This window comes from Kribbella sp. NBC_01484, from assembly GCF_036227145.1.
GTDB lineage: Bacteria > Actinomycetota > Actinomycetes > Propionibacteriales > Kribbellaceae > Kribbella.
Window position 1 is genome coordinate 604,705 of sequence record NZ_CP109437.1, and the last position, 26,080, is coordinate 630,784.

At 68.1% G+C, this 26,080-nt stretch carries 28 protein-coding genes; 16 read left to right on the forward strand and 12 right to left on the reverse strand.

All coding sequences use genetic code 11. From position 1 onward, the window contains the following. Positions 1–31: 31 nt before the first annotated feature. Together OG555_RS02825 and OG555_RS02830 are read right to left on the reverse strand one after the other, a co-directional pair. Positions 32–787 (reverse strand): helix-turn-helix transcriptional regulator, encoded by a 756-nt coding sequence (locus OG555_RS02825; protein WP_329480874.1) that lies wholly within the window; start codon positions 785–787, stop codon positions 32–34. 91 nt (positions 788–878) lie between these two features. Continuing rightward, entirely contained in the window at positions 879–1,247 is a 369-nt protein-coding gene (locus tag OG555_RS02830) for a hypothetical protein (protein WP_329480876.1), read from the reverse strand. 186 nt (positions 1,248–1,433) lie between these two features. On the opposite strand from OG555_RS02830, the gene OG555_RS02835 reads away from it, so the two are divergent. The 5 genes from OG555_RS02835 to OG555_RS02855 all read left to right on the forward strand — a co-directional run bounded on the left by OG555_RS02835 (position 1,434) and on the right by OG555_RS02855 (position 5,970). Next, positions 1,434–2,699: a helix-turn-helix domain-containing protein gene (locus tag OG555_RS02835; protein WP_329480878.1), complete on the forward strand. Its 1,266-nt coding sequence runs from the start codon at positions 1,434–1,436 to the stop codon at positions 2,697–2,699. Between the two features lies 1 nt (position 2,700). Then, complete coding sequence (locus tag OG555_RS02840; protein WP_442914479.1) at positions 2,701–3,837, forward strand: branched-chain amino acid aminotransferase; 1,137 nt, start codon at positions 2,701–2,703, stop codon at positions 3,835–3,837. A 36-nt stretch (positions 3,838–3,873) separates the two neighbouring features. Next, positions 3,874–4,848, forward strand: coding sequence for a non-homologous end-joining DNA ligase (gene ligD / locus OG555_RS02845; protein WP_329480882.1), 975 nt, complete (start codon positions 3,874–3,876; stop codon positions 4,846–4,848). A gap of 206 nt (positions 4,849–5,054) precedes the next feature. Further along, positions 5,055–5,324, forward strand: coding sequence for a hypothetical protein (locus OG555_RS02850; protein ID WP_329480884.1), 270 nt, complete (start codon positions 5,055–5,057; stop codon positions 5,322–5,324). Between the two features lie 13 nt (positions 5,325–5,337). Further along, positions 5,338–5,970, forward strand: coding sequence for a nucleoside/nucleotide kinase family protein (locus OG555_RS02855; protein WP_329480886.1), 633 nt, complete (start codon positions 5,338–5,340; stop codon positions 5,968–5,970). On the opposite strand, the gene OG555_RS02860 is transcribed toward OG555_RS02855, so the two are convergent. Next, positions 5,958–6,704, reverse strand: a complete 747-nt coding sequence (locus tag OG555_RS02860) for a TetR/AcrR family transcriptional regulator (protein ID WP_329480888.1) — start codon at positions 6,702–6,704, stop codon at positions 5,958–5,960. The two genes, OG555_RS02855 and OG555_RS02860, sit on opposite strands and share 13 nt — an antisense overlap. Positions 6,705–6,786: 82 nt before the next feature. Here OG555_RS02860 and OG555_RS02865 point away from each other — a divergent pair, with 82 nt between their 5' ends. Both OG555_RS02865 and OG555_RS02870 read left to right on the forward strand, forming a co-directional pair. After that, positions 6,787–7,686, forward strand: coding sequence for an ATP-binding cassette domain-containing protein (locus OG555_RS02865; protein ID WP_329480890.1), 900 nt, complete (start codon positions 6,787–6,789; stop codon positions 7,684–7,686). 10 nt (positions 7,687–7,696) lie between these two features. Next, positions 7,697–8,470, forward strand: a complete 774-nt coding sequence (locus OG555_RS02870; protein WP_329480892.1) for an ABC transporter permease — start codon at positions 7,697–7,699, stop codon at positions 8,468–8,470. A gap of 128 nt (positions 8,471–8,598) precedes the next feature. Here OG555_RS02870 and OG555_RS02875 read toward each other — a convergent pair whose 3' ends face one another. Continuing rightward, entirely contained in the window at positions 8,599–9,789 is a 1,191-nt protein-coding gene (locus OG555_RS02875; RefSeq protein ID WP_329480893.1) for a cytochrome P450 family protein, read from the reverse strand. Between the two features lie 117 nt (positions 9,790–9,906). On the opposite strand from OG555_RS02875, the gene OG555_RS02880 reads away from it, so the two are divergent. The 3 genes from OG555_RS02880 (at position 9,907) to OG555_RS02890 (ending at position 12,248) form a co-directional block, all read left to right on the forward strand. Further along, positions 9,907–10,116, forward strand: a complete 210-nt coding sequence (locus tag OG555_RS02880; RefSeq protein WP_329480895.1) for a hypothetical protein — start codon at positions 9,907–9,909, stop codon at positions 10,114–10,116. A 261-nt stretch (positions 10,117–10,377) separates the two neighbouring features. Further along, entirely contained in the window at positions 10,378–11,610 is a 1,233-nt protein-coding gene (locus OG555_RS02885; protein ID WP_329480897.1) for a sensor histidine kinase, read from the forward strand. Further along, entirely contained in the window at positions 11,595–12,248 is a 654-nt protein-coding gene (locus OG555_RS02890; protein ID WP_329480899.1) for a response regulator transcription factor, read from the forward strand. Before OG555_RS02885 ends, OG555_RS02890 begins: the two co-directional genes overlap by 16 nt. A 21-nt stretch (positions 12,249–12,269) precedes the next feature. On the opposite strand, the gene OG555_RS02895 is transcribed toward OG555_RS02890, so the two are convergent. Then, the gene (locus OG555_RS02895) at positions 12,270–13,082 is read right to left on the reverse strand and encodes a PHB depolymerase family esterase (protein ID WP_329480901.1); all 813 of its coding nucleotides are present in this window, start codon (positions 13,080–13,082) and stop codon (positions 12,270–12,272) included. An 85-nt stretch (positions 13,083–13,167) separates the two neighbouring features. Between OG555_RS02895 and OG555_RS02900 the strand changes: the two genes are divergently transcribed. From OG555_RS02900 to OG555_RS02915, 4 genes are all read left to right on the forward strand, one after another. After that, entirely contained in the window at positions 13,168–14,055 is an 888-nt protein-coding gene (locus tag OG555_RS02900; protein WP_329480903.1) for a MurR/RpiR family transcriptional regulator, read from the forward strand. Positions 14,056–14,135: 80 nt separating this feature from the next. Continuing rightward, positions 14,136–14,957, forward strand: a complete 822-nt coding sequence (gene proC / locus OG555_RS02905; protein ID WP_329480905.1) for a pyrroline-5-carboxylate reductase — start codon at positions 14,136–14,138, stop codon at positions 14,955–14,957. Then, complete coding sequence (locus OG555_RS02910) at positions 14,954–15,934, forward strand: proline racemase family protein (RefSeq protein ID WP_329480907.1); 981 nt, start codon at positions 14,954–14,956, stop codon at positions 15,932–15,934. The genes proC and OG555_RS02910 overlap by 4 nt, the downstream gene beginning before the upstream one ends. Positions 15,935–15,944: 10 nt before the next feature. Continuing rightward, entirely contained in the window at positions 15,945–16,268 is a 324-nt protein-coding gene (locus tag OG555_RS02915) for a putative quinol monooxygenase (protein WP_329480909.1), read from the forward strand. Positions 16,269–16,473: 205 nt separating this feature from the next. On the opposite strand, the gene OG555_RS02920 is transcribed toward OG555_RS02915, so the two are convergent. The 3 genes from OG555_RS02920 to OG555_RS02930 all read right to left on the reverse strand — a co-directional run bounded on the left by OG555_RS02920 (position 16,474) and on the right by OG555_RS02930 (position 19,709). Beyond that, positions 16,474–16,647 (reverse strand): hypothetical protein, encoded by a 174-nt coding sequence (locus tag OG555_RS02920; protein WP_328518681.1) that lies wholly within the window; start codon positions 16,645–16,647, stop codon positions 16,474–16,476. Between the two features lie 232 nt (positions 16,648–16,879). Further along, a complete protein-coding gene (locus tag OG555_RS02925; RefSeq protein WP_329480911.1) occupies positions 16,880–17,152 on the reverse strand; it encodes a hypothetical protein in 273 nt (90 codons plus the stop codon). A gap of 166 nt (positions 17,153–17,318) precedes the next feature. After that, a complete protein-coding gene (locus tag OG555_RS02930; protein WP_329480913.1) occupies positions 17,319–19,709 on the reverse strand; it encodes a helix-turn-helix transcriptional regulator in 2,391 nt (796 codons plus the stop codon). 120 nt (positions 19,710–19,829) lie between these two features. On the opposite strand from OG555_RS02930, the gene OG555_RS02935 reads away from it, so the two are divergent. Continuing rightward, positions 19,830–20,408, forward strand: coding sequence for a TIGR03086 family metal-binding protein (locus OG555_RS02935; RefSeq protein WP_329480915.1), 579 nt, complete (start codon positions 19,830–19,832; stop codon positions 20,406–20,408). A 201-nt stretch (positions 20,409–20,609) separates the two neighbouring features. Here the strand turns inward: OG555_RS02935 and OG555_RS02940 are convergent, their stop codons facing one another. Further along, positions 20,610–21,080, reverse strand: coding sequence for a potassium channel family protein (locus OG555_RS02940; RefSeq protein WP_329480917.1), 471 nt, complete (start codon positions 21,078–21,080; stop codon positions 20,610–20,612). A gap of 546 nt (positions 21,081–21,626) precedes the next feature. Between OG555_RS02940 and OG555_RS02945 the strand changes: the two genes are divergently transcribed. Further along, on the forward strand, positions 21,627–22,022 hold the full coding sequence (locus OG555_RS02945; RefSeq protein ID WP_329480919.1) for an SHOCT domain-containing protein: 396 nt from the start codon (positions 21,627–21,629) through the stop codon (positions 22,020–22,022). A 228-nt stretch (positions 22,023–22,250) separates the two neighbouring features. Here OG555_RS02945 and OG555_RS02950 read toward each other — a convergent pair whose 3' ends face one another. From OG555_RS02950 to OG555_RS02960, 3 genes are all read right to left on the reverse strand, one after another. Next, complete coding sequence (locus OG555_RS02950; RefSeq protein ID WP_329480921.1) at positions 22,251–22,514, reverse strand: hypothetical protein; 264 nt, start codon at positions 22,512–22,514, stop codon at positions 22,251–22,253. A 64-nt stretch (positions 22,515–22,578) separates the two neighbouring features. Continuing rightward, positions 22,579–22,980: an ester cyclase gene (locus OG555_RS02955; protein WP_329480923.1), complete on the reverse strand. Its 402-nt coding sequence runs from the start codon at positions 22,978–22,980 to the stop codon at positions 22,579–22,581. A gap of 94 nt (positions 22,981–23,074) precedes the next feature. Then, positions 23,075–25,903 carry a helix-turn-helix transcriptional regulator gene (locus OG555_RS02960; protein ID WP_329480925.1) on the reverse strand — a complete coding sequence of 943 codons (2,829 nt, stop codon included), beginning with the start codon at positions 25,901–25,903 and terminating at the stop codon, positions 23,075–23,077. Between the last annotated feature and the right edge of the window lie 177 nt (positions 25,904–26,080).

Consider the following 26,080-nt stretch of genomic DNA (forward strand, 5'->3'; position numbering starts at 1 on the left):
GATCGGCGGAGTGATCCCCGTCACACCCGGGTCAGATCCAGCGGCGTCGGGCGGCCTGGACCCCCGCCTGGAACCGGGTCTGCGCGCCGAGTGCCTCCATCAGCGCGCGGACGCGGCGCTGCGTCGTCCGGGGGCTGATCCTGAGGCGCCGGCTGATCATGTCGTCGGTCGCCCCACCCGCCAGCAACAGCAGGATGTCCCGGTCCGGCGACCGCAGCGCCGGGACGTCGCCGTTCGCCAGCAAGGCCGGCATCGGGATCGCCAGCGCCCACAACATCTCGAAGGTCGCGATCAACCCGTCCAGCAGCCCCGACGACCGGATGAGCAGGTTGGACTCGGCCGGCGCCCGCTTCGTCAGCCCGATCAGCGCCGTGTCGTCGTCCCCCACCGCCATCTTCATCGGCACCTGAGCCAGCACCCGGCCCACCTCTCCGGCCGCCTGCAGCTCCGGCAATACGCCCATGATGTCCTCGGACTCGAAGATCTCGGTGCCGTAGATCGCCCGATACTCGATCCCGTCGGCGAGCCGGTCCAGCTCCAGCTTCTGCTGCGTCGACGGCGGCGTCACATACGGCGGCCGATCCAGCACTCGCACCTGGCGCCGGGCCCCGAGCTGCAACTCCTCGTACGCCCGCAGCAGTGTCGGCCCGTCCTCGATCAACTCGACCTGGTTACCTTCCAGCACAGGCCGTCCGCGGGCGCCTCGCAGCTCGTCCGCGACGCCCCGCAACCGCGCCAACTGCGCATCCAACTCGTCCAGCGGATCCACAACCGCACCGTCCGCCACCCACCCCACCTCCCGCGTCCGGCCAAAACCCCCTCACACTAAACCGCATCAGCCGCCTCCGACCGCGTCGTCTCAACCCTGGCGACGCCGGCTACGGGCCGCAGCTGAGGCACGGCCACAGCTGACCGCAGCGGGAACACAGTCCGTCCGCGCCCGGCGCCGGCAGCCACACGCCGGCCACTGTGCCGGCCGGTCGCGCTGGTGGCTTCGTGACCGTCCTGCTCACGGTGGTGGGCGCACCGGGGAGCCAGTGGATTTGGGTGCGGCCGCCGGTGCCGTGCACAGCCAGCAGAGACTCGACCCCGCCGTCCCAGGTCGACGTGCTCGGCGCAGGACCACGCCAGCGCACCGCGACTGTCCCGTCGGACCACTCCACGCCTTCGGCCAGGGTGCCTGTGCCGCGCACGCCGGAGACGGCGGTGTGGCGTACCAACCGGAAGAGGCGAGCCTGTCGCTGCATCGTGTTCACCTCTGCACTCTCGCCCAGCACGCGCTGCGCACAACAGGTGTGGTCTGTGGGCTGTGAGAACAGCCCACAGACCACATGGCCTTGCCTACAAGGGTTCTGGGACAGTTTTGTCGGCGAGGGCTTGTACTGTCCTCCGCACGGACCACGTGAGTTCGAAGCGCAAACGGGGGTGATCCTGTGGCTGAGGCAGCGTTCGGCGCGCAGTTGAGGCACAGCAGGCAGTCAGTTGGCCTCAGCCTGCGGCAACTGGCAACGCGAGTCGGCTACGACCACAGCTACCTGTCGCAGGTGGAGCGAGGCCAGCGCCCGGGCTCTGCCGACCTGGCCCGGCTCTGCGACCGCGAGCTCGGCACCGGGGACGAGCTGACCACCACTTTCGAGCAGAGGCAGCCACAGTCGATCCGGTCCACCTCGGCAGCGTTGCCGCCGGCTGGTCCGTTGGAGGTGGCGTTGCCGACGGCCGGTCCGTTGGAGGCAGCCGTGCCGACAGCTGATGCGTTGGAGGCGGCTTGGCACGGTCTCATCACGGCCTTCGGCTGCACCGATGTGGCTGCTGACCTCGGAGACTTCCGGAGTGTTCCGCCTGCTCACCTGCTGCCGGACCTGACGACGTATCTCCAGGTGGTGCAGGCAAGGGGGTCAACCGGCTCCTCTGTCCAGGCAGCGGAGCTAAGCGTGCTCACCGCAGTGACGTTGACTGGCTGCGGGGAGCTGCGCGCGGCCAGGCGTTGGTGGCAGGTAGCTCGGTCTGCCGCGGACAGCTCGGCCAACGCGTCGGTGCGGAGTTCTGCGCGTGCTCGGGAGGCGATGAGCGGACTGGCCGAGCCTCGACCGCTGATGCAACTGCTGGCGACAGCGGAGGAAGCACTGGCGCTCGCGAGACAGGCGCAAGGTAGTTGCGTAGTAGAGGCTCACGCCGCCCGGGCCCGGGTCCTGGCGGAGCTGGGGCGGCGGCAGGACGAGGCGCATTGGGCGCTGCAGGAGCTGATCGGCGTTGCCGATGAGTTGCCGTCGGCAAGTACGACGTCCGGGCCGCTTGGTGACTGGGCGGCGTACGAGGTGCATGGCGCCGAGGGGCGGGTGTGCGCGAGTCTCGGGTACGGCGCTGCCGGATGCGTCCTGCTGGCCCGCGCACTGGAGTTGTGTCCGGTCGATCGACTCGGCGAGCGCGCCGGACTGGAGTTGTGGCTGGCGCAGTGTCTGGCCGTCGACGGAGAGGTCGCAGCTGGTGTTGCGCTGGCTCTGCGCGTGCTGGTCGAGCTGCCGCACGAGTGGCACACGTATTACTTGTATGACGACGCCGGGCGAGTGGTGACTGCTGCTCGGGAGCGTGCGCCCGGGCTGGCCGCGGTGCGGGATCTCGAGGTGCTACTGGAGCGCAAGGTGTACGCGAAGGGCCGGAGTGTGGGCAGCGGGTCGTGGTCGGGTCAGTGGCGGGGGTAGCGTGCGCAGAGTGACAGCTGAAACGACGGTGACAGAAGCGTGGGATTTCGCGGTCGAATTGCGGAGTGATCCGGCCACTGCGGAGGCTCGGGCGAAGGTGCTGGCCAAGCCCTCGTTCGGGCAGTCGTTCACGGACCACATGGTGGTGGCCAATTGGACGGCCGGCCGTGGATGGCATGACGCGAGGGTCACGGCGTACGCACCGATCAGGGTGAGTCCGGCTGCCGCCGTACTGCACTACTCGCAGGAGATCTTCGAAGGCCTCAAGGCGTTTCGGCACGCGGATGGGTCTGTCTGGGCGTTTCGGCCTGATCGCAATGCCGCTCGGTTCACGGCGAGTGCTGAGCGGCTTGCGCTGCCACACGTGCCGGAGGACGCGTTTGTCGCGGCCCTGCGTGCGTTGGTGACAGTGGACGAGCCATGGGTGCCGTCGGCCGAGCACGGCGAGACCAGTCTGTACCTGCGTCCGTACATGATCGCCACCGAGGCCGCACTGAGCGTGCGGCCGGCTCGCGAGGTGCTGTTTGGCGTTATCGCATCTCCCGCGGGGCCGTACTTCGACACCGGACCCAAGCCGGTGTCGATCTGGCTGACGACCTCAACCATCCGCGCTACACCAGGTGGCACGGGTGCGGCCAAGTGCGGCGGGAACTACGCGGCCAGCCTCGCCGGTCTGGCCGAGGCGGTCGCCAACGGGTGCGAGCAGGTCGCCTTTGTCGACGCGGTCGAGCACAAGTGGCTCGAGGAGATCGGCAGCATGAACATGTTCTTCGTGTACGCCGATGGCCGCATCGCGACACCCGAGTTGTCCGGCTCGATCCTCGAGGGCGTCACTCGGGCCTCGGTCGTCGACCTCGCGAAGGACCTCGGGCACACCGTCGAGGAGCGGCGGATCCCGGCGGACGAATGGAAGGACGGCGTCCGTAGCGGCGAGATCACCGAGGTGTTCGCGTCCGGGACGGCCGCGGTCATCACCCCGATCGGCCGCGTCGCCTGGCCCGACGGCGACCTGACCATCGGCGACCACTCCGTCGATCACGGCGTCGGCCCCGTCACCCAGTCCATCCGCAGCGCCCTGCTTGACCTCCAATACGGCCGCACCCCCGACCCCCGAGGCTGGCTCACCCGCCTGGCTTAGTGCGGTTTGTCCCCCGCGGCGGTTAGGTTGAACGACATGGCCGAGTCCAAGGGGAAGGCGAAGTCTCCGGCGATCGAGCTGGAGGTGGGCGAGCGAACGGTGCGGATCTCGAATCCGGATCGGGTGTACTTTCCTGCGCGCGGGGAGACCAAGCTGGACCTGGTCAAGTACTACCTGTCCGTGGCGGACGGGATCGTCAACGCGTTGCGCGAGCGGCCCTGCATGATGCACCGGTTCCCGGAGGGGGTCGCGGGCGAGAAGGTGCACCAGAAGCGGCTGCCGCATGGGGCGCCACCGTGGATGGAGACCGTGCAGGTGAAGTTCCCGCGCTACAACCGGACCGCCGACGAGCTGTGCGTCACCGAGATCGCCCACGTCGCGTGGGCGGTGCAGATGTCGACAGTCGAGTTCCACCCGTGGAACTCTCGCCGCGCCGACACCGAGAAGCCGGACGAATGGCGGATCGACCTCGACCCGATGCCGGACTGCCCGTTCGATCGGGTACGCCGGGTCGCCCATGTCGCCCACGAGGTCCTGGAAGAACTCGGCGCGGTCGGGTATCCGAAGACGTCCGGCGGTTCCGGGATCCACATCTACGTCCGGGTCGAGCCGTCGTACGGATTCTCCGACGTACGGCGTGCCGCCCTGGCGTTCGCGCGGGAAGTCGAGCGCCGTGCACCGGATGACGTGACGACGACGTGGTGGCGCAAGGACCGCGACCCGAAGAAACTCTTCGTGGACTACAACCAGAACGCCCGCGACCACACCATCGCGTCCGCCTACTCGGTTCGCGGAAATCCGGAAGGCACCGTCTCGACGCCGATCCGCTGGGACGAGGTCGACGACGTCGACCCGAAGGACTTCACCATCGAGACGGTCCCCGCCCGCTTCGCCGAGCTGGGCGACCTCCACGCGTCGATCGACGACAACGTCTACTCCCTCGACACACTCATGGAGTGGGCCGCCCGCGACGAACGCGACGGCGCCGAGGAGCCACCACCAGAGGACTAGCCCGCCGTGTGGTGGCAGGCCACGAAGCCCGTCGCCGGGTTTGTCGGCATGCGCTGCGGCCGGTCCGACGATCGCCGTAGACCCGGACCTGCCCCACTCCAACCTCCTCCGACTGACCGCCTCGGCTCCCGGCTCAGCCTGACCTGACCCGGAGCCGACGTACTTGGTGAGTGCCACAGGTCCGGGCTGCCCCCGACGCACCCTCGGTGCTGAGCGCCGGACATCCAGGCCATCACAATCGCGGCGCTCGGAGACCCGCCCGCGGAGGGGCGCCGGCTCGCACCGTTTGTGATGGCCCGGCCGTCCGCCCACAACGGCTGCTGCCCTTCTCCCCCACCACTCCGTCGACCCACCCGCACGCCATCGACATCAACCGCAACGGCGGCAACACGTACACCTCACCCGAGGCCTTCGCTCACTACCACGCCCAGGACGGCGACGAGATCCTCATCCGCCCGGACGGTTACCTCGGCTGACTAGGATCGACGGGTGCTGACTCTGGACCCGGCCACCGCGTATGACGGTGCCGTCGACCTCGCCACCCGCCAACGGCGATCCATCCTGGGGATCACCGGAGCGCCGGCGGCGGGGAAGTCGACGTACGCCGAGCAACTCACCGCGAAGCTGATCGCGGACGGGCACAAAGCCGCGCTGGTGCCGATGGACGGGTATCACCTGGCGCAGTCGGCGCTGGAGGAGCTGGGCCTGGCGGCAGTGAAGGGCGCGCCGCACACGTTCGACGGCTACGGGTTCGTCGCTTTGCTCAGGAGATTGAAGGAGACGCCGAACGAGCAGATCTGGGCGCCGCGCTTCGACCGCGGGCTGGAGGACTCGATCGCCGCGAGCATCGGAGTCGCACCCGAGGTCACGCTGATCGTGACCGAAGGCAACTACCTGCTCTTCGACGAGATGCCGTGGGCAACCATCCGCACACTGGTCGACCAGTGCTGGTACGTCGAAGTGCCCGAGCAACTGCGGCACGAACGACTGGAAGCCCGGCACCGCCGCTACGGCAGATCCCCCGAGGAAGCGCACGAACGCACCTACGGGTCCGACGAACGCAACGCCCGGCTCATCGCTGCGACGTCCCGATCGGCCGACGCGATCATTCAGCTGGACTGACGGACCCGGTCGATGAACGCGGCGACGCCGTCCAGGTAGAGCTGCAGGCCGAAGTCGAAATCGGCCTCGTTGTCCTCCTCGAAGCTTCCGACCTCGTCGAAGACACCGGCCTCGACGAGGCGGAACACCGCCGGATACACCCGCGGATCCACGACGCGCGCGAGGGTCGTGCCGAACTGCTGGAAGGCGGCCGGGTTCGCCTCGTACCCCGCGGCCAGGTCGAACGCGACCCGGATCTCGCCCTGGACATAGGTGATCAGACCCATCACCACGCCGACCTTGGCCGCCTCCGGCAGGCCGGTGTCCTTCATCGCACCGAGAGCGGAGTCGAACCAGGCAAGGTTGTTCGGACCGGCCGGCGGTCCGGTGATCGGGAGCTTCGCGTACCACCGGTGCTTGCGGATCGCGGTCAGTACGCCGTCCGCCCAGAAGGTCAGACCGGTCCGCCAGTCGATGTCCTCCGGCAGCGGCTCTGGACGCTCGAGCGCGGCGTCCGACATCATCACCAGCAGTTCGTCCTTGCTCTTCACGTGCCGGTAGAGCGCCATCGTCGAGTTGCCCAGCCGCTCGGCCACCCGCGCCATCGAGACGGCGGCCAGATCCTCCGCGTCGGCGATCTCGATCGCGGCCCGGACGATGTCGTCGAGGGTCAGTGACGGCTTCGGCCCGCGCCGCGGCGCCTCCCGCAACCGCCACATCGCCGCCACGTCGGCCGGCAGCTCGTTGTTCTCCACCGCCTCAGTTTAGGGGTTGCCAACCCGCACTGCGTACCTGCTACGCTATTTAGCGTATCTAATACGCAGTAAGGAGGGACCGATGATCGTCGAGGCAGCCGAGCTCCGGAAGTCGTACGGCGCGACCGAGGTGCTGGCCGGGGTCGACCTGCGGGTGCCGGAGGGTTCCGTGCTCGCACTGCTCGGCCCGAACGGCGCCGGCAAGACCACCACCGTGCGCATCCTGACCACGCTGACCAGGCCGGATGCCGGCCACGCGACCATCGCCGGGTACGACGTACTCCGGCAGCCGGCGCGGGTCCGGGGTGTGATCAGCCTGACCGGGCAATCCGCAGCGGTCGACGAGAACCAGACCGGCCGGGAGAACCTCGTGATGGTCGGCCGGCTGATGCATCTGGGCAGGCCCGCGGCACGCCGCCGGACCGGCGAACTGCTGGAGCAGTTCGGGCTGACCGACGCGATGGACCGGCGGGTGAAGACCTACTCCGGTGGGATGCGCCGGCGGCTCGATCTGGCGATGAGCCTGATCGCGCGGCCGCGGGTGATCTTCCTGGACGAACCGACCACCGGGCTCGACCCGGCCAGCCGGTCGATGATGTGGGACACGATCGGCGAGCTCGTCCGGGACGGCACCACGATCGTGCTGACCACGCAGTACCTGGAGGAGGCGGACCGGCTCGCCGACCGGATCGTGCTGCTCGACCACGGCCGGATCGTTGCCACCGGCACCGCCGACGCACTCAAGTCGCAGGTCGGCGGCGAGCGCATCGAGCTGCGCTTCAGGTCCGATCCCGAGTTGCTCAAGGCAACCGGTGTACTGGACGGGGCGGTCGATCAGGACGTGCTGAGCATTCCGTCCGACGGTACGGCGGCGCACCTGCATCACGTCCTCGACACGCTGCGCGACAACGGGCTGCAGCCGGAGCGAGTGTCGTCGCACCGGCCGACGCTCGACGACGTCTTCCTCGCACTCACCGCCTAGGAGTTCACTGATGTCACACCAAGGGATCGCGGCCGCGTTCGAGGACGTGGCGACAATGGCGGATCGCAGTGTCCGGCTCGCGCGACGCAACGTCGACTCGTTGTTCGCGTCGATCCTGATGCCGCTGCTGATGATGGCCCTGTTCGTGTACGTGTTCGGCGGCGCGATCAGCACCGGGACGGAGTACATCAACTACGTCGTACCGGGGATCCTGCTGCTCACCACCGGGTACGGCGCGGCGTCGACGGCGATGGTGGTCGCGGACGACATGCACACCGGGATGATCGACCGGCTGCGCTCACTGCCGATCCGCGGCTTCGCCGTCCTCGCCGGGCACGTCACCGGCAGCGTGGCGCGGAACGCGGCAGCGACGGCGATCGTCATCCTCGCCTCGCTGGCGATGGGGTTCCGGCCGGGCGGCGGCGTGCTCGACTGGCTCGCCACGATCGGCCTGCTGTTGCTCTACGTACTCGCGCTCTCGTGGCTCGCGGCCGGTCTGGGTGTGATCGCGAAGTCGGTCGAGTCGGCCAGCACGCTGAGCTTCTTCATGCTGTTCCTGCCGTACCTGAGCAGCGCGTTCGTCCGGCCGGAGACGATGCCGTCCTGGTTGCGGCCGGTCAGCGAGCACCAGCCGATCACGCCGGTGATCGAGACCGTCCGCAGCCTGCTGATCGGGACGCCGATGGGGAACAACGGCTGGATCGCACTGGCGTGGTGTTGTGGTCTGCTCCTGTTCTCGTTCCTGCTGGCGACGTCGTTGTACCGACGGCGAACGAGCCGTTGAGCGCAGGTTTGGCACTGTTCGACGCACCGGGGGTTACACCATGACCCCCTGGTCGGGTTAACGTAAAAGTCCCCCCCAACGTGTGGTGGTCCCACTCCCCCCGGGACTCACACGGACAAGCGCCCCGGTCATTGATCGGGGCGCTCTGTTTTCCGGTCTGTACCTGTCACCACCGGGAGCGCGACCAGCCCGCGGGTGCGGATGGTGTCGCGCCACGTGAGCTCGGTTCGCGGTACGGCGAGCGCCAACTCAGGCGTGTGATCGAGCAGCGCCTCCAGGGCGATCGCGATCTCGAGCCGGGCCAGCGGTGCGCCAACGCAGTAGTGGATGCCGTGACCAAGGGCGAGATGTCCGCCTGCGGTGCGATCGAAGTCGACCCGGTCCGCATCCGGGAACCGGTCCGCGTCCCGGTTCGCCGACGCCAGCCCGAGCAGCACGGTCTCCCCCGCCGGGATCACCACGCCGCCGATCTCCACGTCCGCGACCGGGAACCGCCTGATCGCGAGCGGCGCGGGACCGTCGTACCGCATCAGCTCATCGACCGCCGACGGCAGCAAGGACCGATCCCGGAGCAGCTGCTCCCAGAGCGCCGGTTCGTCGAGGAGTGCGAGGGTAGCGTTGCCGATCAGGTGGACGACGTTCTCGTAGCCGGCGAACAGGATCAGGAAGACGAGCGAGGTCAGCTCGTCGTCGGTCAGCCGGTCGTCGTGATCCCGCGCGGCGATCAGATCACTGACCAGGTCGTCGCCGGGGTCCGATCGCTTGCTCTCGATCAGTCCGGCGAAGAACTTCAGCATTGCCCCTATCGCGGCCCGCGCCGCGTCCGGACCGGGCGGCGCGAGCACCGTGTCCGTCCATGCCCGGAAGTCGGTCCGGATCTCGTCGGGGACGCCGAGCAGGTCGCAGATCACGGTGATCGGCAGCGGTGCGGCGTACTCCGCGACCAGGTCGCCGTGGCCTCGTCGTACGACGGGTTCGAGCAGGGCGCCCGCCGTACGACGGATCGGACCGGCCAACTCGACGACGCGGCTCGGCGTGAAGGCACGGGTGACCAGAGTCCGGATCCGGGTGTGGTCGGGCGGATCCATGTTGAGCAGGTTGGCGTCGAGGGCCGGCGGGAGGCTCAGGCCGCGGTAGTTGCCGGGCAGTGCGTTGCGCTTATCGACGGACAGTCGTGGATCGGCGAGTGCCTGGCGGACGTCGTCGTACCGAGTCACGAGCCAGGACGGGCTTCCGTCGGGTCCGGGGATGCGGTGGACCGGACCGGACGTACGGAGGGCGGAGTAGGCGGCGTACGGATCGCTCGGGGTGATCGTCACCGCGCCCAAAATACTGTGTCGAGGTGTGTCGAATTCGGCTGCCCTGGTCCGACGTATCAGTAAGAGCGACAAACTGCTCCGAAGTATCAGTAGGAGCGACCAAAGGAGAGGGTCAGGATGAACACCACCACCGACAGCACCGTCAACTCGATGATCGTCACCATGCTGGCCGAGGGAAGCCCGGTCTGGTACGTCGCGGGCATGGTCAACATGCGCAGCCACGACGTGTACGTGATCGGCCTTGCCGCCGGCTATCCGGATCAGGCCAAGCTGCGCCGGGCCGTCTGGGCCGCGCAGAACCGCACCCGCGTCCCGCAAGCCGCCTGAAACTCGTCCAGGTCGCTCCGAAGCAAACGTCAGCCGCTGCTGCCCACCCCGGGCACAGCGGCTGACGTCTGTTCAGAGCACCCGCCGTAGAAGTGTCGTGTTGTGCGGCATGGCTTCGACGCTAGAAACCGTGCGTACGGCGCGGTATGCGGCTGGGCCCCCGGTTGGGGGGGCTAGCCCTACTTCGGCGACGATCTGGCCGAATTCGCCGTCCGGTTGGTGCAGAGTGAAGTCACCAACCGTTGCGAGGAAGAGGTTCTGATGTCGTGGGTAGCGAGTGCCTGCGTCGGGTTCGTCCGGGCGTGCGTCGTACTGGTCGTCAGCGTGCTGGTGCCGGCCGTCTGGGCTTCCGCTGTGGCCGTTGCGATCTGGTGGGGGAACCCATGGACGTGGATCGCGCCGCTCGTGTGGGCCTGCGTCGGCACCCTCCTGCTTCTCCGGCCGGTGTGCCGGATGGTCCGCTCACTCGTCGTCCGGTGGACCGGCACTGTCATCCCGGCCGGTTATCGGGAGCTCGGACCGGTGACGCAGCTGTCCACCGGCTATTGGTGGAACGGGTACTCGTACGAGCGGAGTCGCCGGGATGCCGAGAAGGATCTGGCCATGCGGGTGCGGTGGATGGACCCGGCGAACTGGCGTGATCTGAGGTTCGCGGCGGTCCTGGTGGTCACCGCCGGCCTGACTGCCGCGGTTCCGCCGGTCGGCGTTGTGGCAGCGGTCCTCGGGTCCGCTCGGTCGATGCCGCTGCTCGGAGTGGCCGGTTTGGTGGTGGCGGGCGTGAGTGCGCCGTACGCCTGGCGGGTTTTCGCGCCGGTAGCCGTACGGTTCCTGCGCCCGACGCCGGCGATGGCCCTGTCGGATCGGGTCGACGAGCTGACCGCACAGCGTGCCGATGCGACGATCGCGCAGGCCGCCGAGATCCGCCGGATCGAGCGGGATCTGCACGATGGAGCGCAGGCACGGCTGGTCGCGCTCGGCCTTTCGCTCGCGACAGCGGAGAAGCTGATGGAGACCGACCCACGCCAGGCCAAGGCGCTGTTGAAGGAAGCGCGGGTCGGCGCGGCAACCTCCCTGTCCGAGCTGCGCGAACTTGTGCGTGGGATCAACCCGCCGGTGCTGAACGAGCGCGGCTTGGTCGATGCCGTGCGTGCGCTGGCGATGGACAGCCCGCTCGAAACTTCCGTTGTGGCTGACGCTGAGCTGAGGCTGGATCCGCCGATCGAGTCCGCTCTGTACTTCGGAATCGCCGAGCTGCTGACCAACGCCGTGAAGCACTCCCGGGCCACCGACGCTCAGATCACGATCGGCCGCGAGGAGATTGCCCTTGTAGTGCTGGTGGAGGACAACGGCCGGGGCGGCGCGGACGGGGATGCGGGAGGCGGAATCGCGGGCCTACGCCGGAGGCTTTCCGCCTTCGACGGCACCTTGGAGATCAGCAGCCCGGCAGGCGGTCCGACGCGTGCGAGGATGACGGTGCCATGCGAATCCTTGTAGCCGAAGACCTCTACCTGCTGCGGGACGGAATGGTGCGCCTGCTCGAGGCCTACGGGCACGAGGTGGTGGCGACCGCGACCACCGGGCCCGAGACACTCGGCGCACTCCTCAAGTGGCGGCCGGACGTCTCCGTCATCGACGTCCGGATGCCACCGACACAGTCCGACGAAGGTCTGCGCGCGGCACTCGCCGCTCGCCGCGAAGTGCCCGGCCTGCCGGTCCTGATCCTCTCCCAGCACGTCGAGCAGCTGTACGCCCGCGAACTCCTGACCGACGGCGCGGCCGGGGTCGGGTATCTGCTCAAGGAGAGCGTGTTCGAGGCTGACCAGTTCATCGACGCACTGGAGCGAGTCGCCGCCGGCGGGACCGCGATGGACCCGGCCGTGATCTCCAAACTGCTCTCCAGCGGTACGTCGACCAAGCGGCTCGACCGGCTCACCGAACGCGAACGCGACGTGCTCGGCTTGATGGCGGAAGGACTCTCCAACCAGGCCATCCGCGAACGGCTGTTCCTCAGCGAGAGCGCCATCAGCAAGCACACCACCTCGCTGTTCGGGAAGCTCGGCATTGTCGACGACGACACGAGCAACCGCCGGGTGCTCGCCGTACTGACGTACTTAGGGCTTACCGGTTCTTGAGCCGGCCGACGTTCTCGGGCCCTACCGGTTCTTGAGCTGGTCGGTGAAGAAGCGTTCGACGGAGGGGAGGATCTTGCGGCCGGAGTGGGCGGCGCCCTCGACCACGTCGAAGGTGATGTCGAGGCCGTGGGAGCGGTAGTTCGCCTCGAGGGTGCGGAGGCGTTCGATCCGGGTGGTGCCGGTGAGTTCGGCGCCGTCTATCCAGTTGGACTCGCCGCGATTCATGATCTCCCAGGTCTCGACGTCCTCGGAGCCGACCACGAGCTGGATCGGCACCCGGCGCAACGCGTCGAAGTCGATCGACTGACCGAACTTCTCCTCGAAGCCCTTCGTCCCCAGCCACCACGGCAGCGTGTCGTCCAGCTGGGTGATCCGGCCCGGCGCGCCGATCGACGCGGCGGCGAGACGTTCCGGATGCAGGTAGAGGAACCGGTGCGTGAACTGCCCGCCGCCGGAGAAGCCGTGCATATAGAACCGCTCCGCCGCCACCGGGAACCGGGCCGCGACCTCGTCCACGATCGCCAGCAGCATCCGGTCGAAGCGGATCCCTTCGTACTCGATGAACTTGAAGTTGTGCAGGTCGTCCGGATCGACCAGCCCGGCCGGGAAGATCGGCGTCAGGATCACCACGCCCTGGTCCTCGGCGAACTCCTTCAGCTGGGTGCGATAGTTCGCGGCCGACCGGGCGGTGCCGTGCTGGATCACGACCAGCGGCGCCTGCTCGTCGTCGGTCAGTCGCGGCGGCACGTACAGGCAGTAGTGCAGCCGCGGATCCGCCTGGGAGGCGAAGATCGGAGTCGCGCCACGCTGATAAACGGTGGAGGTGTGGGTCATCGGCTTCTCTCGTCTGCGATGCTGTTACAGAACTCAAATTCCTGGACTACTCGTTACACGCGCGATGAGATCGGATGATACACAGATGGCCGATGATGTAACAGGGATTACGAAGAATCCCGCGATCGCCGAGCTCCGTTCCCGGATCCGGGAGCACTGGGACGAATTCACCCCGGCAGCCCGGACGGTCTGTCGTTCACTGTCGGAGATCTCCCCCGAGGAACTGCTGTACCTGTCCGCCCAGGAACTCGGTACGGCGACCAAGACCAGCAACGCCACGGTGATCCGGACCTTGCAGGCGCTCGGCTATGCCGGCCTGGCCGAACTGAAGGACCAGGTCGCGGCACCGTTCACGACCACGCACCGGCAGGAGCGGCTGCGGAACCGGATCGAGGCGACCGGCGGCGACCCGAAGCACGTCTGGGACCGGGTGATCGCCGAGGCGATCGAGCGGATCCAGTACCTCGACGAGCATCTGTCGATGGACGCGTACACCGAGGCCATCCGGCTGATGGCCGACGCGCGCGAGATCGTCACCTACGGATTCGGCGCGAACTTCGTGGCCGCCGAGCACCTCACCCTGAAGCTCCGCCGGCTCGGCCGCCGCAGCCGCTGCATCGAGACGGCCGGCTTCCGGCTGGCCGACGACCTGCTGCCGGTCGGCCGCGACGACGTGGTCATCGTGATCGCCCCCGGCCGGCTCACCACCGACGCGGAGACCGTGATCGAGCGGGCCCAGGCGGTCGGCGCCGCCATCATCCTGCTCAGCGAGCCGCTGGTCGCCGAACGGCTCGCGAACGACGTGACCGTGGCGATCCACGTGCCGAACACGGTCACCGGCATCACCGCTGAGGTTCTGACGATCATCCTCACCACCGACGCCCTGGCCCAGGCGCTCGCCGCCGTCGACACCGAGCGAACTCTCGAGACCGCACACACCTTGGAGACCATCCGGCAGCAGCTCGGATTCTAGGTATCAATCATTACGGAGTTTCAAAGCTGTGTAACATGTACTACGGTCGTCGTCAGTCGCTCGTCCGAGAGGTACATGCCATGGATCGCCATCAGCTCGTGTTCGTCGGAGGGGGCAACCTGGGCACCGCCCTGTTGTCCGGACTGCTCGGCGGTGAGTCACCGCGGTACACACCCGACCAGATCCAGGTCGTCGAGTCGTCCGCCGAACGAGCGGCGTACCTGCGAGATCGGTTCGGGATCGCGACACCTCCGCTGGCCGAGGCGGTGCGTACGGCGGGCACCGTGCTGATCGCGGTCAAGCCGCACCACGTCGGCGGTCTCCTCGCCGACCTGGCCGGCGAGGTCACCGACGACCAGCTGCTGATCTCGGCCGCGGGTGGAGTCCGGATCGGTCAGATCGAGCAGGCGTTGAGCACGAAGACGGCCGTGGTCCGCTGCATGCCCAACACTCCAGCTGCCGTCGGCGCGGGCATGATCGCCCTGGCCGGCGGGACGCATGCGACCCCGGCTCACCTGGCCGAGGTCGAGGCACTACTGCAGACGGTCGGGCGAGTGGTGCAGGTGCCGGAGCAGCAGCTCGACGCCATCACAGCGATCTCCGGCAGCGGACCGGCGTACTTCTTCTATCTCGCCGAAGCGCTGATCGACGCGGCCGTCCTAGTCGGGTTGCCCCGTCCGTTCGCCGAGGAGCTTGTCATCCAGACCGCGGTCGGCGCGGCGATGATGCTGCGGGAGCCGGGTGCCGACCCGGTGCACCTGCGCGCCGCGGTGAGCAGTCCCGGGGGCATGACGATCGCCGCGGTGCGCGAGTTCGAGAATCGCGCCGTACGCTCGGCGGTGATGGCGGCGGCCGAAGCCGCGCGGGACCGATCGATCGCACTCGCGGAGGCATCTCGATGACCGACGTCGTTGACTACCACACGGCCGGCGAGCCGTTCCGGATCGTGACGTCCGTCGAGGTCCCCGGCGCTACGGTGCCGGACCGGCGGGTGTTCGCCCAGACCTCGTCCGAGGTCGACGCGATCCGCCAACTACTGGTGAACGAGCCGCGCGGACATGCGGACATGTACGGCGGCTTCGTTGTCCCAGGCAACGATGACGGTGCGGACTTCGGCGTACTGTTCTGGCACAAGGACGGCTACTCGACCGCCTGTGGACACGGGACGATCGCGCTGGGCACCTGGGCGGTGGAGACCGGCCTGGTTTCCGCCGCACCGGACGGCGTGACCGACGTGGTGATCGACGTACCGTCCGGGCGGGTCGTTGCCCGGGTCACCTGTTCGGGCGGGGCCGTGACCAGCGTTGCCTTTCGCAACGTTCCGTCGTACGTCGTGGATCGTGCGGTGCCGGTGAAGACGTCGCGGGGTGACGTCGTGGCAGACATCAGCTTCGGCGGTGCCTTCTACGCCTCGGTGCCGGCCTCGTCGGTCGGGCTCTCGGTGACACCACCGTCGTACGCCGAACTGGTGGCGATCGGCCGCGAGATCAAATGGGCGCTCGACTCGGTCGCCGTTCATCCCACGGATCACCGGCTCAGCGGTCTCTACGGGACCATCCTGTACGACGATCTCGGCACGCTGGACGCCGGACCGCACCAGCGCAACCTGACCATCTTCGCCGACGGCGAGGCCGACCGCTCCCCCTGTGGTTCCGGTACGTCGGCCCGCCTGGCCCTGCTGCACGACGACGGCCGGCTGGGTCCGGGGCAGGTGCTGCGGCACGACTCCATCGTCGGCACCAGGTTCCTCGGGCGCGTGGTCGAGGAAGCCGCTGACGGGGTCATCACCGAGGTGGAGGGGGCGGCGTACCGAACCGGCACCGCCACCTTCACCCTCGACCCGCGCGATCCCATCGGCACCGGCTTCACCCTGCGCTAGGTTGTTGGTCATGATCTTCATCACTGCCAAGTTCCGCGTGAAGCCGGAGCATGCCGAGAACTGGGCGTCCATCACCGCAGACTTCACCGCGGCGACCCGGGCCGAATCGGGCTGCCTGTGGTTCGACTGGTCCCAGTCCCTGGACGACCCCGCGGAGTACGTGCTGGTCGAAGCCTTCGCCGACGACGACGCGGCCACCGCCCACGTCACCTCGGCCCACTTCAAGGCTGCCCAGCAACACCTCCCCCAGCACCTGGTGGAGACTCCCCGCATCGTCAACTTCAAAGTCCCCCAGGACGACTGGTCCGAGCTGGGCGAGCTCGCGGTCAGGTAACGCAGACCTCTCGCGCGAGTGCGGCTGGCGGCCAGGTGAGACCGGCGTCGCGGGCCCGGATGATCCCTCGACGGTAGCGGCCGCCACTTTCCTATGCAAGCGATGAATCTACTATCCGACACGATCCGACTTTCGCACCCCGCCCGGCGCTGATTGACGAAGCGCCCGGCTCGTGTGAGCCGGGCGCCTGGTCGATCAGCAGTTGTCAGCGGCGCCGGCCCCAGCGGCGTGAGGTGCCGACGCCGGCCAGGTGGAGTGCGACGCACAGCAGACCGGCGGTGAGCAGTGTTTGTGGTGTGAACGCGTCGCTGGCTCGGACGTTGGCCCAGTCGAGGATGAGCGAAAGACCGAAGATGACGGCAGCGATGATCGCGAACATCGGGTGCTCCTTAGCGGAAGTCGGGCAGATACCCACCCAGTACCCACCGCAACTCCCCAACCCCGCAAAGCGAAGGCCCGGACCTATCGGTCCGGGCCTCTTCCGTAGTTCTGGGTCGAACTGAAACCTCAACCCCGTGTGCTCGCTCCCTCAAGGCCGAGGGGCGTTCCGGTACGACGACAGGGTCAGCGCCGCTTGTGATGAGCGCTGAGCAAGCCCGGCGCCGTGCCGGTCAGGCGCTGAAGGTGCCGAGGTACTGGCCGAGAGACGGGCGACCCAGGTGACCGGCCTCCTGAAGGATGCCCGGAGTCTCCGGGTCGGTGGCGAACGCCGTCCAACCGTCGTCGTCCCAGTCGAAGATGGCCCACACCCGGTCCTCCTCGATCGGGTCGCGGTAGACGGTCGAGCCCTTCGAGCCATGCGATCCACGCTTGTCGGCGCCCTTTGTGCCGTACACCTCGAGGAAGTGGTCGAGGTCCTTCACCTTCGTCGTCGCCAGGATCATTGTCGTTCTCCTCAGTTGGCCGGGATCTCGATCGGATCCCTCGAACTCCCAGCGCTTTCGGCTGGCTTGATGAGAATCCTCTGCCGTCGTGGCATTCATCGCATGGGGAGATCTCCTCATTTCGGGTCCCCAACTCGCGGCAGCTCGTCGTACCTCGACGCTCAACTCACCCGGGGTTGGTCTCCGTGGCCCGGACGACCACCTCACGGTCGAGGGCCCATCTGGTGGCTGCGGCACGGTTGGTGACCCCGAGCTTTGTATAGATGTGCTGGATGTGGTTGTCGGCCGTCTTCGCCGAGATGAACAACCGTTCGGAGATCTCGCGGGTGGTCGCCCCGTCGGCGATAAGCCGCAGTACCTGTGTCTCGCGAGCTGTCAACCGATCCACCCCGTGCTGGCTGGTCGCTGTGAGCGCACGCCGGGCGAGGTCGATCTGGTGAACCGCGTAGGCAGCGGCGTCGTGGAGGTCCATCGCACCGCCGGCGGAGGCGAACCGTGCCGCCGGCTCGTCGCCGAGCTGGTCGTCGAGTCGCCGGCCCAGATCGGCGACCGTGGGCACGTGATGGAGGCTGGCCGGTTGGTTGGCCATCGCGCCGAGCATTGTGCGCGCGACACTGGGACGGTCGAGCCGCTCGAACAGGGCGGGCAGGCTGGCCAGTGTGATGACGAGCTGTGCCACTGCTCCGGAGCGCACGAAGGCCCCGATTGACGTGTCGAAGAGGATCAGCGCCGCCTCCAACTGGCCGTCGGAGGTGTGCAAGAGAGCCGCGTCACGGGCCAGGAAGCCCTCGAAGAAGCGAATGTCGTGCTCGCCGAGCTGCGCGACGCCGATGTCCCACATCTCCAGCGCGTGCTGCGGGTCCGTTTTCGAGTGGGCAAGCCCGACGATCCACAGGGTGTAGACCAGCCAGAACGGATTGCCGACCTCTCGTGCAGCCGCAACGGCATCCCCCGTGAGTTCCAGCGCCTCCTCGACTCGTCCGGCAGACTGCAGACCGTCGATGTACGCGGCGATCCCGTACGCCCGGCCGGCGCCCGCCAGTGCCGCGACGCCCCGGGTCAGCTCGATGTAGCGATCCAGGTTCCCGCTGTAGACCTGTCCAAGCGCTTCGATGAACGTCGCGTAGCCGGGCTCGCACGATTCGTAGCCCGGTCGACTCTCCAGCACGGTCGCCTGATGGGCGTTCTCGGTCGCGACCGCGGCACGTCCGACGAAGCACGCATACCCCGCCGCGGCGTACAGCCTGGGAAGCCGCCGGACGTCGGCCCGGGTCGCCGCCTCGAGCAGAGACTCTGCCCATGCAACGGTCTCGAACAGCTCGACCGAGAACCCCATCAAAGCGGCGTGCGCGGCGATATCGGTGGCCACCTCGGTGTGATCGCGATCGACGCTCCAGTGGAACGCGACCCGTAGGTTCGCCAGCTCCGTTTGCACCCAGTCGACCTGGATGCGCCACTCGAGGCTGTTCCACAGCGTCCATCGTCGAGCCGCCTCGCAGGCGAAGTACGCCGCGTGCCGATCGCGGACCGCGTCGCGTTCGGCGGTCTCGGCCAACCGCTCGTCGGCGAATGCGCGAATCGTCTCGAACAAGCTGTACCGCGTCTGTGCGGAACTGTGGTGGGCGCTCACCACAGACTTGCGCACCAACGAGTCGACGAGCCGCAGCACCTCGATGTCGTCGCTCGCCTGCGCGACGGCACAAAGTGCCGGCAGATCGAAACCTCCGGCGAAAACCGACGCTGCCCGCAGGGCTGCGCGCTCGTCGTCGTTCAACAGGTCGTAGGACCAGCCCACCGCGTGCCGCAGCGTCGCTTGGCGATCGGGACCGAGTTCGGGTCCGGTCAGCAGCCGGAACCGGTCACCAAGCCGGTCGCGCACCTCGACTGCACTCATCGCGGCCATTCGCGCGGCGGCCAGTTCGATGCCGAGAGGGAGCCCGTCGAGCGTCTCGCAGATCTCGATCACCGCGTCCGCGGTCTGCTTGTCGAAGATCCCGAAACCTTGCCGGACAGCGCCGGCACGCTCGGCGAACAGGGTCACCGCGTCGGAGGTCACGGTGCCATCCACAGTCAACGGAGACACGGACCGGACCGTTTCCCCCGGCACTGAAAGGTGCTCTCGCGACGTCACCAGGATCCGGGGCACGGCGGAGCGGGCGAGGATCTCCCCGATCGCCGCCGCGGCTGCCGTACGGACATGCTCGCAGTTGTCTACCAGTATGAGCAGCCGACGACCGGCCAATGCCTCAGCGACCGTCTCGATGACGCGAGCATCTCCTTGTGGAGGGATGCCCAGGGCGGTGGCGATCGCGTCGGGGACCGCGTCGGGGTTACTCACCGGGGCCAGCTCGACGAGCCACGTGCCGTCAGGGAACTCATCGGCAAGGTTCGCGCCGACCGCGAGGGCGAGTCGGGTCTTGCCGACGCCTCCCACGCCGGTGAGGGTGACGAGTTGACGGGAGCGGACCAGCGCGACCAGCTCGGCTACCACCTCGGCGCGCCCGACGAGTGTGGTGGTGGAACGCGGCAGGTTGCCGCGCCTCGGCCCGGGGCTCATGGCTCAGTCTGCACCGACAATCTCGGGTGTGGTGCATCAAGTCGTTTGCGGACCCTATTCTGGGTTCGCTCGGGCGCGCCCGGTTCCGGTGAGCTGCCCGAGCCGATCGGGGGGGACGCGATGGACCATCTGACGCTGCTGGAGTACGCCGCGGACGAGCTGAAGCGGGTGATCACCGGGCTCGACGAGGGTGAGCTGGACGTTGCCACCAACTGCCCACCCTGGACGGTCCGCCGGCTGGCGAGCCACGCCTTGAAGAACCAACTGTTCTGGGCAGGTACTGTCACCGGCCAGAGCCTCATGACATCGGACGAGGCCATGGCCGCGGTGCCCTACGAGGGCGACCTCGCCCCGATTGCCGCGGAGGTCATCGCCCTGGCTCTGCGGTTATGGCGCAGCGACGGCGTGATGACCGCGCAGCACGACACGCCCTTTGGTGTCCTGCCTGGCACCGTCGTCGTGGACTTCGCGGTCATCGACAATGCTGCGCATGCCTGGGACCTGTCGGCGAGCCTAGGGCGCGCGATCGAGCTCTCCCCGGAGTCGATCCCGGCCATGACGGACGTCGTCGCGCTCACCTGCAACGACCAAGCCATAGAGCTGGGTCTGATCAAGCCGCCGACGGTGCCGCCCGTCGATGCCACCGACACCGAACGACTCATGGCGGCGGCCGGCCGCACCATCACACGGCCTGCCTAGGACATGACTGGCGCTCGACCATCACGATCAGGCGAACGTCCGCAGCGCACAGCGGATCCCACAAGGCAAAAGCGACGGCCCGGACCAATGCGCGGGCCTTCTTTCGTGGCGCGGGGTTTCCTACAGATGGTGTGAGTCGAGACGCCGCCCGGCGGTGTGCGAGCGGCGGGCGGGGCCGCTCGCAGCCACGTCAGTTTCCCGTCAGGTCATCCTTTCATTGGAGCCGGCGCGGCCCCGTTTCACCGCTCCAATCAACACCTGGATACCGAACCCCACCACCACGAGATCCAGCAGCATCTGGGCGGTGACGATCAGGCGAGTTGTCTCGGCCTTTGCGGAGATGTCGCCGAACCCGACGGTCGTGAAGACGGTGACCGTGAAGTAGAGCCCGTCCGATCGGGTCAGGGGCTCGGTGAAATTCGCGGCGTCGTCGAGGCTCAGGATGAAGTAGGTGGATGCGAAGAAGAGCAGAAACAGCGGAGTCGTCATGGCGAGGGACTGGATGGCCCGGATGCCCGGATAGCTCGAACGGACGATGGCCCGCAGCTGCCAAACGATCATCGCGGCGAGCAGCGCGACGCCGATCGCGACCTGGGCGAGCACGTAATTGTCCGACCTGTGACTGAAGGGCAGCAGGTAGTAGAGGGCGATCATTCCCGCCGATGTCAGCATGGCCCGCAGCAGCCCACGCGGGATGAGCCGCCGGCGCTGCCCGGGAGGTCAGGGGCTCCACGAGCGCACCCCGCCGATCGTCTCGGCCCGGCCTGCTCGACCAGCAGGTCTTGGGCTTGCTTGATGTCGGACCTGCGCACCGTGCTGAGCCATTCTGGGGTCCTTAGCGTCCATGAACCAGTGGATCAATCGTGAACCTCGGCGGCCAGACGGTGTGGGTGCCGCGCTCGCCGACAGCCCGGCGAGAACCCGAAGACCATTCCGGATGGGCCTGGCACGCTCACCGGGTCGCCCATGGCCGAGCCTCGCGCTTGAGCGGCTCCGCAGCAGGTGCTCGCAGACGGTTCCGGACGTGGCCACATCGGCCCCAGTAGATCCGTTTCGACGGCAGGTGGAACTGGCAGTCGCCGGAAGGCCGTTCACAGTCCGACTCGCCGGGCGAGAAGCTAGCGTTTTGACCGCGTCGTTGCGATGGTGACTTTGTGAATTGTTGGGTACGCGGCGCTCACGGGCGGCGCGTGCCCTCGTGTCTGGGAGGGAATGGCCATGGACGCAATGACGAATGACTTCGGGGAAGTGCTCCTGTGGAGCTTCTGGTTCTTCATCTGGATCGCCGCACTGATGGTGTGGTTCCGATGCCTGTGGGACCTGTTCAGCGACCACTCGCTCAGCGGTTGGGCAAAGGCCGGATGGGCGATCCTGCTCATCTTCGTACCGTGGCTGGGGGCACTGATCTACCTCATCGTTCGAGGCCGGAGCATGAGCGATCGGCAGCAGAAGGCGTTCGCGCAGCAGAAGGCCGCGCAGGACAAGTACATCCAGGAGGTCGCAAGCACTTCCAAGAGCCCGGCCGACGAGATTGCACGCGCCAAAGACCTGCTCGATTCCGGAACGATCACACAGGAGGAGTACGACTCCCTGAAAACCAAGGCGCTGGCCTGACCACGTCAGACACAGCAAGGCGAAGGCCCGGACCTGATGGTCCGGGCCTTCTTCCGTAGCGGGGGCAGGATATGAACCTGCGAACTCTGCGGTGTCTCAGGCTCGACTGGGCGACGTCATACGCACAGCTTTTCGGCGCTGCTTGGCGTCCGCGACTGCTGACGTCAGCACCCTGAAGTGTGATCGAGGAACTCACCGCCCTGTGGCTCGCCTGGTGCCGTGCCCGCCCTACGCCTCGACGTAGACCGTCATGGGCATGATGACCCCATGTGACTCCGCCTGGGCGGCCATCTCTGGGGGAAGCGAGGACAGCAACGCCTTGAGGGGCTCCAGGTCATCGATGTCGAACATCAAGGCGGCGTGTCTGGTCCCGTCCAGGGCGACCAGGTCGGTGACCTCCGTGGCACCCGGCAGGGCCGCGGCGCGCTCGGCCTTTCCCCCAAGCCAGCGGTCGACATCCTGGACGGCGTGGGTAATGACGATTCTCGGCACTGGATCTTCTCCTCTCGAATGGCGACAGACAAGCTCCGGGCAACCCACCCTGAGCCGGCCGCTGCTACGCCGGAGCGCCTGTGGGGACGACGCCGAGCTGCTGCATGAGCGACAGCATGTCCGCGACACCCCAGTGCTCGCAGAGCAGACCGGCTCCGTCGAACCGCATGATGTCGATGAGCTCCACGTCGACACCCGTACCGGTCGGCGGCACTCCCATGAATTCACCCCGGTGGGTCCCCGTGGCCCTGACCCGGGCCACGGTCTTGTCCCCGTCGGAGATCAGGTCCTCGACGTTCATCCGAAAGTCGGGAAACGAGGTCAGCAGCGCTCGGAAGAAGTCGAGCATCCCCTCCTTCGTGGTGGGAAAGCCCAGCCCACCCTGGTGCTCGACGAAATCGTCCGCGACCAGGTCGGCGAACCTGGCGATGTCTCCCGCAGTGATCAGCTCGTAGGTACTCCGCATCGTCGCAGCGTGGTCCACCGTGACACCCCTTGTCCGTGGTTGCAGCGCGAGTCGCTGCCTGCGTTGATTCTGTGAGCCGCGAGCGGCGAAGACATCACTCGACCGCGTGATGTACGACGGCGGCGAGCCCGACCCGGTTCGACACGCCCAGCTTGGTGAACACGTGCCGGAGGTGGGTGTTCACGGTGTGCGGCGAGATGTAGAGCCGCCTGGCCACGGCACCGTTCGTGAGTCCCTCTGCCACCAGCCGCGACACCGCCTGCTCGGTCGTGGTCAGGCTCTCCCAGCCCGCCACCGGCCGCTGTCTCGATCCACGCGAGCCACGCCGGACGCCGAGTGCGCGCAACCGCCCCCGGACGCGGCCTGCCCAGGCATCGGCGCCCGCCTGCTCGTAGCGCTCCAGTGCCTCCGTCAGCAGCGCCGCCGACTCGTCGCGCCGCCCACCCTGTGCCAGCAGCCTCGCCGCGTCCTCGCACGCGCCGGCGTGCTCGACGAGGAGCGGCGCCTGGCGCGCGAGCGAGACCGCCTGGAGCATCGGCTCCACCTCGCCGTCGACCATTCCCTGGCAGCGCAGCGCCAGGGACTGCACCGTCGGCACCTCCGGTGCAAGGGCCACCCCCTCCGCGACGGCGCCCGCCACCTCGGCCGCGATGTCACGATGACCCAGCGCCAGGCCCAGGCGCACGAGGTCGGGCGCGAGACAGCGATGGTAGAAACGGCTCTCCCGTGCCGCGTCGAACCGCCAGCACCGCAGGAGCAGGTCGTACGCAGCCTGATGGTCGCCCTCGGCCGCCCGCAGCCCGGCCACCGCGAAGGCGAGGACTCCAGCGTTGTAGCTCAGCTGGTCGCCATCCAGCGAGGTGGCGATTCCGGCGGTCAGCTCGTTAGCGGCCCGGTGATCTCCCACGGCCGTCGCGATGATCGCCCGATAGGCGAGCGACTGAGACACCAGGAGTGGGTTGCCCTTCTCCTGCGCGGCCTGGCCGCCGGCGATGAGGCCGGGTACAGCGTCGTCCCACTCCCCGATGGCGAAGGACGCCTGGGCGTCGGCCATGAGCGTCTCGCTGAGCCACCACCCCGCGCCGAACTCGTCGTCCAGAGCAGCTCGGTACGCCGCTCGCGCCTCGCCGACAAGGTCGCAGTCGAACAGCGCCAGACCGAGGAAGAACTTCGGCTGCAGCGGCAGCGATCTCGTGTCGGGCGAGTCGGCTGCCAGCAGAGCTGCCCGCCGGGCGTGGGTCAGCGCTTCACCGAAGCGGCCCTGCCGGCCCACCGCCACCATCAACGCCGTCAGTGCCCACACCGTCATCGCCGGATCGCTCGCCTGCTCGGCGATGGCGAGTCCCTCGCCGGCGGACACTTCACCCGCCCGCGGGTCGCCCGTGTAGGTCAGAGCCCAGCTCTGCTGGGCCAGCATCAGCACCTGGTCGGACGGCTGAAGCCGGATAGAGCCGGCGAGGCTGGCCTGGACGACGGCGACCAGCTCGGCAGTGCGGTTCTGGAGGGCCAGTGCACTGACAAGCGCAACGCGCAACGGTGTGTCCACATCTGTGGCGTGGTGCCGGGCGAGCACTGTTTGCGCGCGGTCCGACGCCTCGGCCACTTTCCCGGCGCGCAGCAGCGCCTGGACCAGTTCCGCCGACACCAGATCCGCCTCGCGATGACCGCCGGGCAGCAACGCCTCGGCGCGGCGCATGAGCTCGAGGGTGACCGACGGCGCCCGACCCGACGCCTCCCGGGCGGCATCCCGCAGCCAGGCAACCGCCTGCTCGTCACCCCGCTCCGCGCCGAGGATCAGATGGTCCGCCACCTCCAGTCGATCAGCGCCTCCGGCCATGAGCACGACCGCTGCCTCACGATGCAGGAGGCGGCGGACCGGGGACGGCACGTGCTGGTAGATCGCGTCATGCACGAGCTGGTGCCGGAACACGATGCGTTCGTCCGCCTCGTCCAGGAGCTGAGCATCGAACGCGGGGCTGAGCTGCCCGACCACCTGGGCCGGCGCCCGGCCGGTGACAGCGGCGACGTCGCGAAGCGAAACGGCATCGCCCAGAACAGCCGTGACCTGCAGCAGTTCCAGCGTTGCCGGGGGCAGGTCGCGAAGCCGCCGAACCACGAGGTCACCCAGCGAGGCCGGCAGCTCCGAGGTCGTCACGTCGATGATGTCCCCGGTGCGTCGCAGCAGTCCTTCATCGGCCAGTGAGCGCACGATGGCCACGGCCCACAGCGGGTTCCCACTGGCCTTGGCCAGCATGGCGGTCAGGGCGGGGCCAGGAGATCCTTCGAGCACGTCGCGGGCGAGCTCGGCCACCTCGTCGGACGACAACGGCTGAAGCCGCAGGGTGCGCGCGCCTCCGGCCGCCAGATCAGCGAGCAGCCGTTCCACCTGAGCCGGCTGCGGCGAGGACCGGGCCGTCACCACGACAAGCAACGCGGCCAGGGGAAGCTGGCGTGCCACCGACAGGATCGTCAGGAGGCTTGCGTTGTCGGCCCAGTGGATGTCCTCGGCCACGAGCAGCATCGGGCTCTCGGAGTACGTGCTCTCGACCAGGTCCACGATTTCCTCGACGACCCGGTACTGGATATCGCCGGCGGCGAGCGCAGGCTCCCCCGAGCCCCGGCCGCCCAGCAGCTCGCCGATCGCAGCCCTCCGGGGATCAGGCGACCGCCGGCTCAGACCAAGAGCCGCAGCGACCACACCGAACGGGCGGGTGCGCTCGAAGGGATGTGCCTGGCCGCCGTACACGGCAAGTCCACGAGAACGCGCGGCATCGACGACGCACTCCACCAGGCGGGTCTTGCCGATGCCGGCTTCCCCCTCGATCACCAGCACCGACGCCCTGCCCTCGCTGAGATCGCGCACGGCAGCCGCAGCCAGGGCAAGCTCGGCCTCCCGACCCACCAGTCCCCCCGCCGAAGACATGTTCAAAGGCTCTCCCACGCCAGCAGCAGAGTCCAGCTGTCGAAGTCGGGCGAGCACTCTGCGGCCGCGCGGTCATTCTGGGTAGTGTGCGGGGGCAGGATTTGAACGTGCGACCTCTGGGTCATGAGTGCGGCTTACTTCACCAACCGCCGTCGCGGACACCTCGCACAGCGGGTC

Excerpts from the sequence above, each read along its gene's own strand:
- OG555_RS02925 (WP_329480911.1), bottom strand. The coding sequence starts at position 17,152 with ATGATCCTGGCGACGACGAAGGTGAAGGACCTCGACCACTTCCTCGAG.
- OG555_RS02890 (WP_329480899.1), top strand. The coding sequence starts at position 11,595 with ATGCGAATCCTTGTAGCCGAAGACCTCTACCTGCTGCGGGACGGAATG.
- OG555_RS02915 (WP_329480909.1), top strand. The coding sequence starts at position 15,945 with ATGATCTTCATCACTGCCAAGTTCCGCGTGAAGCCGGAGCATGCCGAG.
- OG555_RS02910 (WP_329480907.1), top strand. The coding sequence starts at position 14,954 with ATGACCGACGTCGTTGACTACCACACGGCCGGCGAGCCGTTCCGGATC.
- OG555_RS02880 (WP_329480895.1), top strand. The coding sequence starts at position 9,907 with ATGAACACCACCACCGACAGCACCGTCAACTCGATGATCGTCACCATG.
- proC (WP_329480905.1), top strand. The coding sequence starts at position 14,136 with ATGGATCGCCATCAGCTCGTGTTCGTCGGAGGGGGCAACCTGGGCACC.
- OG555_RS02930 (WP_329480913.1), bottom strand. The coding sequence starts at position 19,709 with ATGAGCCCCGGGCCGAGGCGCGGCAACCTGCCGCGTTCCACCACCACA.
- OG555_RS02920 (WP_328518681.1), bottom strand. The coding sequence starts at position 16,647 with ATGTTCGCGATCATCGCTGCCGTCATCTTCGGTCTTTCGCTCATCCTC.
- OG555_RS02955 (WP_329480923.1), bottom strand. The coding sequence starts at position 22,980 with ATGCGGAGTACCTACGAGCTGATCACTGCGGGAGACATCGCCAGGTTC.
- OG555_RS02865 (WP_329480890.1), top strand. The coding sequence starts at position 6,787 with ATGATCGTCGAGGCAGCCGAGCTCCGGAAGTCGTACGGCGCGACCGAG.
- OG555_RS02830 (WP_329480876.1), bottom strand. The coding sequence starts at position 1,247 with ATGCAGCGACAGGCTCGCCTCTTCCGGTTGGTACGCCACACCGCCGTC.
- OG555_RS02960 (WP_329480925.1), bottom strand. The coding sequence starts at position 25,903 with ATGTCTTCGGCGGGGGGACTGGTGGGTCGGGAGGCCGAGCTTGCCCTG.
- OG555_RS02895 (WP_329480901.1), bottom strand. The coding sequence starts at position 13,082 with ATGACCCACACCTCCACCGTTTATCAGCGTGGCGCGACTCCGATCTTC.
- OG555_RS02885 (WP_329480897.1), top strand. The coding sequence starts at position 10,378 with ATGTCGTGGGTAGCGAGTGCCTGCGTCGGGTTCGTCCGGGCGTGCGTC.
- OG555_RS02900 (WP_329480903.1), top strand. The coding sequence starts at position 13,168 with ATGGCCGATGATGTAACAGGGATTACGAAGAATCCCGCGATCGCCGAG.
- OG555_RS02935 (WP_329480915.1), top strand. The coding sequence starts at position 19,830 with ATGGACCATCTGACGCTGCTGGAGTACGCCGCGGACGAGCTGAAGCGG.
- ligD (WP_329480882.1), top strand. The coding sequence starts at position 3,874 with ATGGCCGAGTCCAAGGGGAAGGCGAAGTCTCCGGCGATCGAGCTGGAG.
- OG555_RS02945 (WP_329480919.1), top strand. The coding sequence starts at position 21,627 with ATGGACGCAATGACGAATGACTTCGGGGAAGTGCTCCTGTGGAGCTTC.
- OG555_RS02870 (WP_329480892.1), top strand. The coding sequence starts at position 7,697 with ATGTCACACCAAGGGATCGCGGCCGCGTTCGAGGACGTGGCGACAATG.
- OG555_RS02940 (WP_329480917.1), bottom strand. The coding sequence starts at position 21,080 with ATGCTGACATCGGCGGGAATGATCGCCCTCTACTACCTGCTGCCCTTC.